We start from the raw sequence: 12,876 nt of genomic DNA on the forward strand, positions 1-12,876 counted from the left end.
ATGGCCCCTTTATTGACTCCCTTGCCGTCAGCTGGCGGGTGATGCGCTGCTGGTGGGCAGGTTCTGGTAGCGCACGTCTTCCTCTATGATGACGTCGACGTCCAAGGGCTTGCCATTGCGGATCACCGAGATGGTCAGCTTGGTGCCGGGGCGGCTCTCGACGATCTTGTCCATCACGGGGCGCACGCCGCTGATGGCCTCGCCGTTGATCTTGAGCAGCACATCCCCACGCCTGAGGCCGGCCTTGGTGGCGGGACCATCGGGATCCAGGCTCTCTACCACCAGACCCTGCAGATCCCCGAGATTCATCATGCGCGCGACTATGGGGTTGATCTCGACGCTGGAGATGCCGAGGTAGCCGCGAATGACCCGGCCATTGGCAATCAGCTCGTCCATGATCCGCTTGGCCAGCTTGTAGGGGATGGCGAAGCTGATGCCGTAGCTCTCCTGATTGCCGTTGAGGTGGTAGGCGGCGGTGTTGATGCCTACCAGATCGCCACGGCCATTGACCAGGGCGCCACCCGAGTTGCCCTCGTTGATGGCGGCATCTGTCTGCAGCAGATCCTGCCGGCCGTTGCTGTCCGGCCCCATGCTGGAGAGCCCGATGCGGCCGGTGGCACTGATGATGCCCTGGGTGATGGTCTGGCCGACGTTGTAGGGGTTGCCGATGGCGAGCACCACGTCGCCTACGTCAGGCAGGCGCTCGGGATCCTGCGGTATCACCGGCAGGTTGTCCGACTCTATGTAGAGCACGGCGAGATCGGTCAGCTTGTCGGTGCCGACCAGCTCGGCGCTGAATACCCGGCCATCCTGCAACGCGACTATGATCTGGTCCGCATCGGCGATGACGTGGTAGTTGGTCAGCACATGGCCGCGCTGGTTCATGATGACCCCTGAGCCCAGCCCCTGTGGCCTCAGCTCTGCTTTCTCGCCGCGATTGCCGGCGAAACTGCGGGTGTAGATGTTGACGACGGCAGGGCCGGCGCGGTGGGCGGCATAGGAGAAACTCAGCTCGCGGGAATTGGTGATGAGACCCGGCAGGGGGGCGCCGCCCCGAAAACTGGGGAACAGCAGCAACAGGAGCGCAGCCACGGTGAGGCCAAAGCCGACAGACTTGCCCAAGTAACTGATCAAAGGTGGGATTTTCATGTCATTCTCGTCCGTACATGCTGCGCGCAGAGAATAACATTATCGGTGGATAAAAATCACCCGCGGCGGTTGCCGCGGGTGTGAGGGACTTAACGGATCACCAAATAGAGCGAGGAGTCGCCACGCTGTATGTTCAGCGCCAGGACTTCCGGCTTGTTCTTCAAGGCCTTGGTCAGCTCATCCATGGAGTTGATGCGCAGACGGTTGACCCCGATGATGATGTCGCCCTTCTGCAGGCCGGCGGCGGCGGCAGGGGAGCGCGGATCTATGTCGGCCACAGCTACGCCGGTCACCGGATCCGTGGTGGTGCTGAGCTTGGCCCCTTCCAGTGCCGGGTGCAGGGCGCTGGCGAGGATCTCGCTGTCATCGGCCTTCTTCAGGGTGACCTTGACGGTCTGCTCCTTGCCATCACGGATGAGGCCGAGTGCAACCTGCTTGTCGGCGCCCATGGTGGCGATCTTGGCTCGCAGTTCACCGAACGAGCGGATGGGCTTGCCATCTATGCTGATGATGATGTCGCCAGCCTTGATGCCCGCCTTGGCGGCGGCAGAGTCAGGCATGACCTGGTTGACGAAGGCACCATCCTTCTTGTTGTAGCCGAAGGACTTGGCGATATCCGTGGTCAGCTCTGTGCCTGTGATCCCCAACTGGCCACGGCGCACTTCACCGTATTTCACGATCTGCTCGGACAGGTCGCGCACCATGTTGGACGGGATGGCAAAGCCGATACCGATGTTGCCGCCGTTCGGGCCCAGGATGGCGGTGTTGATGCCGATCAGCTCCCCACGCAGGTTGAGCAGCGCACCACCTGAGTTGCCCGAGTTGATGGCCGCATCGGTCTGGATGAAGTTCTCCAGGTTTTCAATATTGAGGCCGCTGCGACCCAGGGCGCTGACGATACCCGAGGTAACGGTCTGACCTAGGCCGAAGGGGTTGCCGATGGCCAGGGCATAGTCACCGACCCGCAGCTCGTCAGAGTCGGCGAACTTGATCTGCACCAGGTCCTCCGCCTTGATTTGCAGCAGGGCAATGTCGGACTGCTTGTCTTCACCTATCTTCTTGGCCGCGTATTCGCGACCGTCTTTCAGGTTGACCTTGATCTCGTCCGCCTCGTGGACCACGTGGGCGTTGGTGATCACATAGCCCTTCTTGGCATCTATGATGACGCCGGAACCGAGCGCCTGGAAGGGCTGCTCGCTCACCTGCTCATCGGGCATGTTGGGGCCGAAGAAGAAGCGGAATTGTTCCGGCAGGCGCTGGCGGGTGATCTTCTTGCCAGAGACGGAGATATTGACCACGGCAGGGGTCACCTGCTCGAGGACGGGGGCCAGGCTCGGCATCTCCTGGCTGTTGTTGCCCATCAGGGGCAGGGCGGCTTGCGCCGGTGCTGCGGACAGGGCGATACCGACACTGAGGGCTAACACACTGAATACAGAAAGAGATTTACGCATATGAGAAACAGCTCCCAGAAAAAGTTGCAATGCAATCGTCAAGGTCTGACCACGATAAGGCGTAATTAGTTCCACCAGAGGCTAACCGGGCTGCTTCAGCAGGCCGGAGGCACCAGCGTAGTCACGGGGTGGCTGGCCGGGCTCCTCGTTGGCGGACTCAGCGGTTGCTTCTTCCACCTGAGGCTCGCGGAACAGTGGTTCTTGCGCCTTGGCGAGGAACTTGCTCTGTTCGGCCATGTGGCGATAGAGGGTCTGGTATTGCTCAGCCAACTGCTCCATCAGAGCGGCGCTGTCGGCGAAGTGGGTGGTGATCTGGCCCTGGTAGCTTTCCAGCTCCTTGTGAGCCTTTTTCAGCTCCTGTTCCAGGCGCCCGGCATCCCGGCTGCGGACAGTGAAGCGGCCGATCAACACGCCGATGATCAGGGCGGCTACCGCCAGCAGGATCCCGTTTAACAGAGTCATAGAAGCTCCTTGTTACAGCTAAATCGATGAGTTTGAGGCGGCCGGATTGACCGCGATGCCTCGTTGGCACTATACCGTGCACCCCGAGAGCGTGATACCATTTTGTCCCTCATTCAGGGACTTGGAGGCGGTTTACAGGATGACCCCGCAGCAAAAATACCAGCAGGATTTGCAGCGTCCTGGCTTTTTGGCCGACCCGGCCCAGGCGATGGCCGTGACCCGCCTGGAGCGACTCTATCAGGATTTGTGTGCCAGCCCGACTCCGACCAGATCCCGTGGCCTGCTGGGCTGGCTGCAAAAGCCGAAAGCCCGCGAGCCCATCTTGGGTCTCTATATGTGGGGTGGAGTGGGCAGAGGCAAGACCTGGCTGATGGATACTTTTTTCGACAGCCTGCCGGGGGAGCGCAAACTACGCGTCCACTTCCACCGTTTCATGCATCGGGTGCACGACGAACTCAAGGGACTGACCGGTCAGGCCGATCCGCTCAAACTCATCGCCAGCAAGCTTGCCAGCGAGACAGACATCATCTGCTTTGACGAGTTTTTCGTCTCCGACATCACGGATGCCATGCTGCTGGGCACCCTGTTCCAGGAGCTGTTCGGTCATGGCGTGGTGCTGGTGACCACCTCGAACATTCCACCCAAGGATCTCTATCGCAATGGGCTGCAGCGGGCCCGTTTCTTGCCGGCCATCGAATTGATCGAGCGCCACTGCGAGGTGCTCAATGTCGATGGTGGCGTCGATTACCGGTTGCGCACCCTGGAGCAGGCGGAAATCTATCACTTCCCGCTGGATCAGCAGGCCAAGACCAATCTGGACCGCTACTTTGGACAATTGACCGGGCTGGCGCAGATCACTCCCGCGACCCTGGAGGTCAACCATCGTCAGCTGAGCGCGTTGGGCGTGGGGGAAGGGGTGCTTTATATGGAGTTCGAGCAGCTCTGCTGCACCCCGCGATCTCAGGGGGACTACATAGAACTGGCCCGGGAGTTTCACACCGTGCTGCTGGCCAACGTGCAGCCCATGGGCACAGGTACTGACGATGCGGCGCGCCGTTTCATCGCCATGGTGGACGAGTTCTATGAGCGGCACGTCAAACTCATTCTGTCGGCGGCGGTGCCCATGGCCGCGCTCTACGGCGATGGCCTGCTGAATTTCGAATTCAAGCGCTGTCTTTCACGGCTCCAGGAAATGCAATCGCACGAATACCTTGCCAGAGTGCACCTTCCTTAGTCACAATACCGCGCCTGCCAGTCGGATGGGCATCTGCGGCAGGTAGGGCCGGGCGACATTTGCTAGCTTCATGGCAGTGAAATTAGCAGGTGATATTTAAGGCAACTTCACTTATAATCGCCCGGCCCACGTTACAGCTGTCGATAAGACAGCAACACTTTAAGCTTTACTTGTATTCGAAGGGGTACAGGTAGGCCATCGTTTGTTGTTTGTGGGAGAGCCCCCATAAGCAATTGGGTCTGTAACAGGTAATTGGGTTTAACTTAATGAAAACTTTCGTTGCCAAGCCAGAAACCGTAAAACGTGACTGGTACATTGTGGACGCAGAGGGTAAAACTCTGGGTCGTATCGCAACCGAGATCGCTGCTCGTCTGCGTGGTAAGCACAAAGCTGAATACACTCCGCACGTTGACACCGGTGATTACATCATCGTTGTAAACGCTGAGAAGGTACACGTAACCGGTAAGAAATTTACCGACAAAATGTACCACGCTCACTCCGGTTTCCCGGGTGGTATCAAGTCCATCAGCTTTGACAAGCTGATTCAGCGTAAGCCGGAAATGGTAATCGAAGCTGCCGTCAAGGGCATGCTGCCGAAGGGTCCGCTGGGCCGTGCCATGTTCCGTAAGCTGAAAGTTTACGCAGGCGCAGAGCACGCTCATGCTGCTCAGCAACCTCAAGTACTGGATATCTAACGGGAACTGGCAACATGGCAGAAAATCAATACTACGGTACCGGCCGTCGCAAAAGCTCCACTGCTCGCGTCTTTATCAAAGCGGGTAGCGGTAAAATCATCATCAACCAGCGCTCCCTGGAGCAATACTTCGGCCGCCCGACTGCCCGCATGGTAGTTCGTCAGCCGCTGGAACTGGTTGAGATGACCGAGAAACTGGATCTGTACATCACCGTTAACGGTGGTGGTATCTCCGGTCAAGCTGGTGCGATCCGCCACGGTATCACTCGTGCTCTGATGCAGTACGACGAGACCCTGCGTTCTGAACTGCGTAAAGCTGGCTTTGTTACTCGCGATGCCCGTAAGGTTGAGCGTAAGAAAGTTGGTCTGCACAAAGCGCGTAAGCGTCCGCAGTACTCCAAGCGTTAATTCGCTTTTGGTACGCACTCTCACGAGTGTCAAAAAAGCCTGGCCATGTGCCAGGCTTTTTTTATTGGTAATATTACCTGCGCCAATGCTAACCATACGTCACAAAAGACAAAAATTTGTGTATTTATTGTTTTTGCCCATCGCTTCTCTTTCTTGTCAAATTGTTATCTTTTCTTTAAAATTTCCATGGTCTTTCTGTGTCAATTGCCACTCCGCCTCCGCCGCAGTTGTCAGAGGGAGAGGAGAAAGGAAACGGGGACACTATAAGAATGAGCGGAGTCCACATGGGAGAGTTTTTGGATGAGCAATGCGCCAGTTGATACCGGTCGCCGCAGATTTCTTACCTGGTCAACGGTTGCCGTTGGCGGAGTAGGAGCTGCTTTTACCGCAGTGCCGTTTATAAAGTCATGGAATCCGAGTGCCAAAGCCAAAGCGGCAGGGGCACCGGTAGAGGTGGATATCAGCAAGTTGGAGCCGGGTCAGCTGATCCGCGTCGAGTGGCGCGGCAAGCCGGTCTGGGTGGTGAAGCGCACCAAGCAGACGCTGGATGCCCTGGCCACGCACGATGACCAACTGCGTGATCCCGCTTCCGATGAGCCACAACAGCCGGACTATGCCCATAACGGTTACAGATCCATCAAGCCGGAGATCTTCGTGGCGGTCGGTATCTGTACCCATCTGGGGTGCTCCCCCTCCTACCTGCCGGACAGCTTCGGCGAGCAGGTGCAAGGGGTGACCTCCGGCTTCTTCTGCCCATGCCATGGTTCCAAGTTCGACATGGCCGGTCGAGTGTTCCAGGGCGTGCCCGCACCGCTGAATCTGGTCATTCCGCCATATCAATTTCTTAGCGACACCACCATTCTGGTCGGTGCCGATGGCAAGGAGGCCTGACCATGTTTGTCAAACTCATGGGCTGGATTGACGATCGTTTCCCGCTCACGGCCATGTACAACGATCACATGGCCAAGTATCCGGCTCCCAAGAACCTGAACTTCTGGTACTTCTTCGGTTCCCTTGCCATGTTGGTGCTGGTCAACCAGATCATCACCGGCATCTGGCTCACCATGAACTACAACCCGTCGGCGGAGGGTGCCTTTGCCTCCGTGGAATACATAATGCGGGACGTGGACTACGGCTGGCTGCTGCGCTACATGCACTCCACCGGCGCCTCCGCCTTCTTTGTCGTGGTCTATCTGCACATGTTTCGCGGCATGATCTATGGCTCCTATCAGAAGCCGCGCGAGCTGCTGTGGATCTTCGGCATGCTGATCTTCCTGGTGCTGATGGCCGAAGCCTTCATGGGTTACCTGCTGCCCTGGGGACAGATGTCGTTCTGGGGTGCCCAGGTCATCATCTCGCTGTTTGGTGCCATTCCGGTCATCGGCGACGATCTGACCCTGTGGATCCGGGGTGACTACGTCATCTCTGGGGCTACCCTGAACCGTTTCTTCGCGCTGCACGTCATCGCCTTGCCGCTGGTGCTGGTGATGCTGGTGGCCATGCACATCCTGGCGCTGCACGAAGTCGGCTCCAACAACCCGGATGGGATCGACATCAAGAAGCACAAGGATGAGAAAGGCTGGCCGCTGGATGCGGTGGCGTTCCACCCTTACTTCACCGTCAAGGACATGATTGGGGTGGCGGGCTTCCTGTTCCTGTTCTGCGCCATCATCTTCTTTAAGCCGGATATGTGGGGCTACTTCCTCGAGAAGCCGAACTTCGAAGTGGCGAACGGTCTGAAGACCCCGGCGCACATCGCCCCGGTCTGGTACTTCACTCCCTTCTACGCCATCTTGCGCGCTGTGCCGGACAAGCTGCTGGGGGTCATCATGATGGGGCTCTCCATCGTCGTGCTGTTCCTGCTGCCGTGGCTGGATCGTTGCAAGGTTCGCTCGGTGCGCTACCGCAGCACCCTGCACAAGCTGAACATCGCCCAGTTTGTGGTCTGCTTCGTCATTCTGGGGGTGCTGGGCGTGCTGCCATCGACGCCGACGCTGACGCTGATCGCGCAGCTTTGCACTCTGGGTTATTTCGGGTTCTTCGTCCTGTTGTTCTTCTACAGCAAGAATGAGAGCACCAAGCCGCTGCCGGAGAGGGTGACATTCAAATGAAAAGAATAATTTTTGCAGTGTTGACCCTGCTGCCCAGCCTTGTACTGGCGGCTGGCAGTGGCTTCCCCCTCGACAAGGCAGAGTACGATCTGAGTGACAAGGTATCCCTGCAACGGGGAGCCGCGACCTTCATGAACTACTGTGCCGGCTGTCACTCCACCCAATATCAGCGCTATAACCGGGTGGCTGCCGACATCGGCATCCCGGAAGAGCTGATGAGGGAGAACCTGGTCTTCACCGGTGCCAAGATTGGCGACCTGATGAAGAGCGCCATGTCCGAGAAGGATGCGGCGCGCTGGTTTGGGGCGCCGCCCCCGGACCTGACCCTGGTGGCCAGGGTGCGGGGTGCCGACTGGATTTACACCTATCTGCGGTCTTTCTATGTGGACGAGACCCGGCCGTTCGGGGTGAACAATGCGGTCTTCCCGTCTGTGGGCATGCCCCACGTATTGGAGCCGTTGCAGGGGACGCCCCGTGCCGAGTTCGAGACGCACAGCCTGGATGGAGTGGAGATGCAGCAAGTCGTCAGCATCAAATCTGACGGCAATGGTGAAATGAACAACGAAGAATATGATCAGACGGTACTGGATCTGGTAAACTTCTTGGTCTACTCGGCTGAGCCGGTGCAACAGGAGCGCGAACGCATGGGCTTCTGGGTGCTTGGTTTCATCGTAATCTTCTTCATCTTCACTGTGCTGTTGAAGAAGGAATTCTGGCGCGACGTTCACTAAGCGACCGGATCGGAGTAATATGACGCACGGCAATGAAGATCAAGATGCTTCATTGCCGTTTCTGCTTTTTAATGACGGGAGGGTTCAATGGCTGTAGCTGCCAATAAGCGTTCGGTAATGACGCTGTTTTCCGGTGCCAACGATATGTTCAGCCATCAGGTGCGCATTGTCCTGGCGGAGAAGGGTGTTAGCGTGGATATCTGCCAGGTTGACCCGAGCAACCTGCCGGACGAACTGGCCGAGCTGAACCCGTACAACACTGTACCGACCCTGGTAGATCGCGAGCTGGCGTTGTACACCTCGCGCATCATCATGGAGTATCTGGACGAGCGCTTCCCGCACCCGCCCCTGATGCCTGTCTATCCGGTGGCTCGCGGCAACAGCCGTCTGATGATGCATCGCATCGAGCTGGACTGGTACTCCCTGGCCGACAAGATCATGGCGGGCACCGATACCGAAGCCGCCCGTGCCGAGCTGCGGGACAACCTGCTGGCCATCGCCCCTATCTTTGGCGAGATGCCCTACTTCATGAGCGAAGAGTTCGGTCTGGTTGACTGCTACATGGCTCCGCTGCTGTGGCGTCTGCCGAGCCTGGGCATCGACTTCACCGGTCGTGGTGCCAAAGAGCTGAAGGCCTACATGGTCCGTCTGTTCGAACGTGAATCCTTCCAGGCCTCTCTGACCGAGGCTGAACGCGAGATCCGTGCCAGCGTATGAGTAGTTCGGAACCGACCATGACACCCAGTCGCCCCTATCTGTTGCGGGCGTTTTTTGACTGGTTGCTGGATAACGACTTGACCCCGCATCTGGTGGTCAATGCCAATATCCTCCATGTGATGGTGCCGATGCAGTTTGTGCAGGATGGGCAAATTGTCCTGAACATCGCGCCTCGGGCCGTGGGCCAGTTCCACATGGATAATGATGCCGTCAGCTTCAGCGCCCGCTTCGGCGGCGTGTCACAGCAGGTCTACATTCCCATGGCGGCCATATTGGCCATTCATGCCAGGGAAAACGGCGTGGGAACCCTGTTCCCGCCTGAGCCGGGCTACGATCTCTGGCTGGAGCAGGCCGAGGCGCCGGTAGAACCCGAGCCGGAGCCGCCGCGCCCGACGGGCCGTCCGACCCTGAAAGTCATCAAATAAAAAACGCAGCCAACTGGCTGCGTTTTTTTATCTCATCATTGCCCGCTTAGTTCTGGGCAAACTCGAAGGCCTTGATCACCTGCTTGACCCCGCTGACGTGGCGAGCGATCTCCACTGCCTGATCCCCTTCCTGACGGGTCACCAGGCCGATGAGAAACACCTCGCTGTTCTCGGTGACCACCTTGACCTTGGTGCTGTCGAAGTTCTTGGTGCCCAGCATGTCGGCCCGCACCTTGGAAGTGATCCAGGTATCGTTGCTGCGCACCCCTATGCTTACCGGCTTGCCGAGACGCAGCTCATTGTAGACATGACGCACCCCTTCGATCCGGCCCACAATTTTGCCCGCCTCCTGCTTGTATGCGTCAGACGGTGTCTGACCGACCAGCAAGACACGGCCGTTATTGCTGTAGACACTGATCTTGCTGGCTGCGCTCAGCGGCTTGTTGTCGGCCAGTAGATTGGCTGCCTTCAGCTCTATGGCCTGATCGTCCCACTGGGCACCCAGGGTGCGACGATCCCCGGTCGCCTTGGCGGTACCGGCTGCGCCACCGACTACCACGGCGGCACAGCCTTGCAGCAGCAGGGCACCGGTCAGCAGGGCGAGTGCGAGAATAGGCTTCTTCATGGTTTCAATCTTCCTGTTGCGGGAAAAGTGTCTGGTCGATGAGATCACAGAGGCAGTGCAGGGTCAACAGATTCACTTCCAGAATGCGAGGGCGGCGGGCGGATGGCACGCGGATCTCCACATCGTTGGGCCCGAGCAGGCCGGCTATCTCACCACCGTCGCCCCCCCCGAGCACTATGATGGTCATGTCGCGGGAGAGTGCCGCCTCGGCGGCCTTGATCAGGCTGCGGCTGTTGCCCGTGGTGGTGAGCACCACCAGGATGTCGCCGGGCTGACCCAGAGCCCTGATCTGCTTGGCATAGACCTCTTCGAAGCCGTGATCGGTGGCGATGGCGCTGATGGTGGCCATGTCGGGGGTCAGAGCCAGGCCGGGCAGGGAGGGACGTGGCGTCTCGTAGCAGTTGACCAGCTCGGAGATGAACAGCTGTGCCAGGGCCGAGGAGGGACCATTGCCGCATGCCATGACCTTGTGGCCATTGAGCAGGCAGATGGTCAGCATCTGGGCCGCGGTGTGGATGGCGTCCGGCAGCGCCTCGGCGGCGGCTATCTTGGTCTGGATGCTTTCGGTGTAATTCTCTTTGATGGGATCAGTCATGGGGTCCTCTTAAAATGCGTTCTGGATCCAGTCTGGCTGGTCGCCCTCGAACGCGATCACATCGAATCGGCAGGCCTGGCTGGCCTCGTTGATGGCATGTTGCTTGAAATAGTGGCGCGCGGCCAGCACGATCTTGTGCTGCTTGCGTTGGGTGACCGAGCTGGCGGCTCCGCCATGGCTGGCCCGAGCGCGATATCTGACCTCGACAAACACCAGGGTATCCCCCTGGCGCATGATCAGATCTATTTCACCACCACGGCAGCGGTAGTTGCGGGTCACGGGTTGCAGGCCGCGGGCCTGCAACCAGCGTTCCGCTACTTGCTCAAAGTGCTGTCCCTTGCTCGTCGTTGCCGATGGCAACAGGTTCAACCATTGCTGGTGCAGTTGTGTCAGTAGCCTCTTCATGGGTGGTGTCCTCCAGCTGGGGCACGGCGCTGTCGCTGACCAGCTTGCCATTCTGGTAGGTGGCCCAGTCCAGCATGCGCACTATGTTGCCCTGGGGATCCACGCTCAGCTGGCCGCTCATGCCCGGTTGCTGCATGGCATTGAGCTTGCGCATCTGCGGCAGGTTGCCGGCCAGGCTGACCGCATCGTAGCCGAGGGCAAACAGGCGCAGCAGGTCACCCTGGGTCTGTGGCCAGAGCAGGGCTATCTGCTCCCGTTGCTGCTCATAGCCTCCCAGCAGCAGCGGCATGTCGGAGATGTGCATGCCGTTGAGTTCGGACGCCACCTCGGTCGCCCCGCTGTCATAGCCTCGTGAGCTGCTGTAGATGGGTAGGCTGCCCATGGGATTGACCGAGATGTCCACATAGGGCTTGATCATCCGGGTCTCCAGGCTGTTGGCCACCACATAGACGGCATCTATGCTACGCGGCGCGGCATCCGAAAGCTGCACTATCTCCCCGGCCCGGGCGGTGGAGCGACCGCTCAGGGCATTCTTGACCATGCCTTGCACCTCGTTGCGTGCCCCGAAGGTGGCGACCACGGGTTTCTCCTGACTGACACCGGCCCAGGCCTGCTCGAACGCCTTGATGCTGCTGTAGCCAATCCGGCCTTGCGCCGCGATCAGCAGCGGCTTGCGGTAACCCTGACCATAGAGATACTGGGCGGCCTGGCTCGCATCGGCGGCGGCGGAGAGGGAGAAATAGAAGGTGTTGTCGTTGATGATCGGCTTGTCCAGCTCGTTCAGTGCCAGCACAGGCACTGTCGGGCTGGCTTTGAGCAGCTCCTCGACTTGATCCTTCAGCAAGGGGCCTATAATCATGTTCGCCCCTTCCTGGATCGCCTGCTTGTAGAGATCCCCCATCGCCTTGCCCTGGGTGTCGTAGAAGTTCAGGGTGAATTGCCCCTGATTCTCCTTGTAGGACATCAGCATGCCGTTGCGGATGGCGGCGCCTTGCGCCTCCAGGTTGCCGGAGAGGGGCAGGAAGACGGCGACCTGCTGCAGTGTGCCTGTGTCCGTGGTGGCGAGATCCCCGAGGCCGGCCGGCATGTCGGTCTGGGCCGGATGGTTCGGGAAGCTCTGCTTCCAGCCTGCGAGCTGGCGGGCGAGTTGACTCGGCTGGGCGCCGAATTCGTTCACCAGTGCCGCCAGTCGCAGCCAGCCGGTGGTCACGTCGGGGGCCGGTGCTTCTTCCAGCGCCTGCAGGGTGGAGGGGGTCATGCTTTTGAGCAAGGACCAGATCTGCTGGTGGTTGGTGGCCAGCTCATTCTTGGCCAGGTAAGGCTCCAGCAGGATCAGCGACTTGGCGGCACCAAACTTGTTGTTGATGTCCAGTTGCAACACCACCCGCTGGCGATACCAATCCTTCTGGGTATCGGCATCGAGGGCCACTTCCGGCTTGCCTTCCAGCAGGATCAGGGCTTGATTGGCATTGCCCTGGGCCAGCAGGAGGTGCGCCTGCAGCAGTTGCAGTTGTGCCTGCTGCACCGGGTTGCCGGCCTGCTTCTGCAACTGTTGATACAGGGCAGCGGCCGGTTTGGCCTGGCCGAGCGCCAGATAGCTGCGCGCCGCCATCACCTGCCAAGTGAAGGCCTCAGCCGGTTTGGCGGGATCCACCTGCTCTAGATACCACTGAGCATTCTTGGTCAGATCCGAGAACGCCGACGGCATGCCGGGCTCTGCGGAAGATGAGTTGGGCTCCGACGCACAGGCGGCGAGCAGTACTGCCGCGAGTATGATGCCGAAGAGTCGTGATACACTTAGCTGCTTTGTAACCCGGTTCAAGTTCATTCCCCGACCAGTGTTGAAGTTCTCCATAGTGTAAACGGGCC

At 59.1% G+C, this 12,876-nt stretch carries 15 protein-coding genes; 8 read left to right on the forward strand and 7 right to left on the reverse strand.

Features of this window, described 5'->3' with window-relative positions; genetic code table 11:
- Window positions 1–27: 27 nt before the first annotated feature.
- The 3 genes from degS to KW824_RS13080 form a co-directional block, all read right to left on the reverse strand.
- Window positions 28–1,149 (reverse strand): outer membrane-stress sensor serine endopeptidase DegS, encoded by a 1,122-nt coding sequence (degS, locus tag KW824_RS13070; protein ID WP_041204883.1) that lies wholly within the window; start codon window positions 1,147–1,149, stop codon window positions 28–30.
- 89 nt (window positions 1,150–1,238) lie between these two features.
- On the reverse strand, window positions 1,239–2,600 hold the full coding sequence (locus tag KW824_RS13075; protein WP_182787435.1) for a Do family serine endopeptidase: 1,362 nt from the start codon (window positions 2,598–2,600) through the stop codon (window positions 1,239–1,241).
- A gap of 81 nt (window positions 2,601–2,681) precedes the next feature.
- The gene (locus KW824_RS13080) at window positions 2,682–3,062 is read right to left on the reverse strand and encodes a YhcB family protein (protein WP_042649047.1); all 381 of its coding nucleotides are present in this window, start codon (window positions 3,060–3,062) and stop codon (window positions 2,682–2,684) included.
- A gap of 139 nt (window positions 3,063–3,201) precedes the next feature.
- On the opposite strand from KW824_RS13080, the gene zapE reads away from it, so the two are divergent.
- The 8 genes from zapE to KW824_RS13120 all read left to right on the forward strand — a co-directional run bounded on the left by zapE (window position 3,202) and on the right by KW824_RS13120 (window position 9,382).
- Window positions 3,202–4,296, forward strand: a complete 1,095-nt coding sequence (zapE, locus tag KW824_RS13085) for a cell division protein ZapE (protein ID WP_182787438.1) — start codon at window positions 3,202–3,204, stop codon at window positions 4,294–4,296.
- A gap of 266 nt (window positions 4,297–4,562) precedes the next feature.
- Entirely contained in the window at window positions 4,563–4,991 is a 429-nt protein-coding gene (rplM, locus tag KW824_RS13090) for a 50S ribosomal protein L13 (RefSeq protein WP_005336289.1), read from the forward strand.
- Between the two features lie 14 nt (window positions 4,992–5,005).
- Window positions 5,006–5,398 carry a 30S ribosomal protein S9 gene (rpsI, locus tag KW824_RS13095; protein WP_005331372.1) on the forward strand — a complete coding sequence of 131 codons (393 nt, stop codon included), beginning with the start codon at window positions 5,006–5,008 and terminating at the stop codon, window positions 5,396–5,398.
- Between the two features lie 300 nt (window positions 5,399–5,698).
- The gene (gene petA, locus KW824_RS13100) at window positions 5,699–6,289 is read left to right on the forward strand and encodes a ubiquinol-cytochrome c reductase iron-sulfur subunit (protein WP_218410008.1); all 591 of its coding nucleotides are present in this window, start codon (window positions 5,699–5,701) and stop codon (window positions 6,287–6,289) included.
- A gap of 2 nt (window positions 6,290–6,291) precedes the next feature.
- Window positions 6,292–7,509, forward strand: coding sequence for a cytochrome bc complex cytochrome b subunit (locus tag KW824_RS13105; RefSeq protein ID WP_218410009.1), 1,218 nt, complete (start codon window positions 6,292–6,294; stop codon window positions 7,507–7,509).
- Window positions 7,506–8,240, forward strand: coding sequence for a cytochrome c1 (locus KW824_RS13110; RefSeq protein ID WP_218410010.1), 735 nt, complete (start codon window positions 7,506–7,508; stop codon window positions 8,238–8,240). The genes KW824_RS13105 and KW824_RS13110 overlap by 4 nt, the downstream gene beginning before the upstream one ends.
- 87 nt (window positions 8,241–8,327) lie before the next feature.
- Entirely contained in the window at window positions 8,328–8,957 is a 630-nt protein-coding gene (gene sspA, locus KW824_RS13115; protein ID WP_025328513.1) for a stringent starvation protein SspA, read from the forward strand.
- Window positions 8,958–8,974: 17 nt separating this feature from the next.
- Entirely contained in the window at window positions 8,975–9,382 is a 408-nt protein-coding gene (locus tag KW824_RS13120; RefSeq protein ID WP_218410011.1) for a ClpXP protease specificity-enhancing factor, read from the forward strand.
- Window positions 9,383–9,428: 46 nt separating this feature from the next.
- Here the strand turns inward: KW824_RS13120 and dolP are convergent, their stop codons facing one another.
- From dolP to KW824_RS13140, 4 genes are read right to left on the reverse strand one after another with little or no spacing between them, the layout of a single operon-like run.
- Entirely contained in the window at window positions 9,429–10,007 is a 579-nt protein-coding gene (dolP, locus tag KW824_RS13125) for a division/outer membrane stress-associated lipid-binding lipoprotein (protein ID WP_005331387.1), read from the reverse strand.
- Between the two features lie 4 nt (window positions 10,008–10,011).
- The gene (locus KW824_RS13130) at window positions 10,012–10,602 is read right to left on the reverse strand and encodes an SIS domain-containing protein (protein WP_005331389.1); all 591 of its coding nucleotides are present in this window, start codon (window positions 10,600–10,602) and stop codon (window positions 10,012–10,014) included.
- 9 nt (window positions 10,603–10,611) lie between these two features.
- The gene (locus KW824_RS13135; RefSeq protein WP_081934670.1) at window positions 10,612–11,007 is read right to left on the reverse strand and encodes a YraN family protein; all 396 of its coding nucleotides are present in this window, start codon (window positions 11,005–11,007) and stop codon (window positions 10,612–10,614) included.
- Complete coding sequence (locus KW824_RS13140; RefSeq protein ID WP_256351375.1) at window positions 10,925–12,715, reverse strand: penicillin-binding protein activator; 1,791 nt, start codon at window positions 12,713–12,715, stop codon at window positions 10,925–10,927. Before KW824_RS13140 ends, KW824_RS13135 begins: the two co-directional genes overlap by 83 nt.
- Between the last annotated feature and the right edge of the window lie 161 nt (window positions 12,716–12,876).

The sequence above is a fragment of the Aeromonas sp. sif0611 genome, from assembly GCF_019218845.1.
Taxonomy (GTDB): Bacteria; Pseudomonadota; Gammaproteobacteria; order Enterobacterales; family Aeromonadaceae; genus Aeromonas; species Aeromonas media.

Coding starts and splice junctions, on each gene's coding strand:
- degS (WP_041204883.1), bottom strand. CDS start 1,149: ATGAAAATCCCACCTTTGATCAGTTACTTGGGCAAGTCTGTCGGCTTT.
- KW824_RS13075 (WP_182787435.1), bottom strand. CDS start 2,600: ATGCGTAAATCTCTTTCTGTATTCAGTGTGTTAGCCCTCAGTGTCGGT.
- KW824_RS13080 (WP_042649047.1), bottom strand. CDS start 3,062: ATGACTCTGTTAAACGGGATCCTGCTGGCGGTAGCCGCCCTGATCATC.
- zapE (WP_182787438.1), top strand. CDS start 3,202: ATGACCCCGCAGCAAAAATACCAGCAGGATTTGCAGCGTCCTGGCTTT.
- rplM (WP_005336289.1), top strand. CDS start 4,563: ATGAAAACTTTCGTTGCCAAGCCAGAAACCGTAAAACGTGACTGGTAC.
- rpsI (WP_005331372.1), top strand. CDS start 5,006: ATGGCAGAAAATCAATACTACGGTACCGGCCGTCGCAAAAGCTCCACT.
- petA (WP_218410008.1), top strand. CDS start 5,699: ATGAGCAATGCGCCAGTTGATACCGGTCGCCGCAGATTTCTTACCTGG.
- KW824_RS13105 (WP_218410009.1), top strand. CDS start 6,292: ATGTTTGTCAAACTCATGGGCTGGATTGACGATCGTTTCCCGCTCACG.
- KW824_RS13110 (WP_218410010.1), top strand. CDS start 7,506: ATGAAAAGAATAATTTTTGCAGTGTTGACCCTGCTGCCCAGCCTTGTA.
- sspA (WP_025328513.1), top strand. CDS start 8,328: ATGGCTGTAGCTGCCAATAAGCGTTCGGTAATGACGCTGTTTTCCGGT.
- KW824_RS13120 (WP_218410011.1), top strand. CDS start 8,975: ATGACACCCAGTCGCCCCTATCTGTTGCGGGCGTTTTTTGACTGGTTG.
- dolP (WP_005331387.1), bottom strand. CDS start 10,007: ATGAAGAAGCCTATTCTCGCACTCGCCCTGCTGACCGGTGCCCTGCTG.
- KW824_RS13130 (WP_005331389.1), bottom strand. CDS start 10,602: ATGACTGATCCCATCAAAGAGAATTACACCGAAAGCATCCAGACCAAG.
- KW824_RS13135 (WP_081934670.1), bottom strand. CDS start 11,007: ATGAAGAGGCTACTGACACAACTGCACCAGCAATGGTTGAACCTGTTG.
- KW824_RS13140 (WP_256351375.1), bottom strand. CDS start 12,715: ATGCCGTCGGCGTTCTCGGATCTGACCAAGAATGCTCAGTGGTATCTA.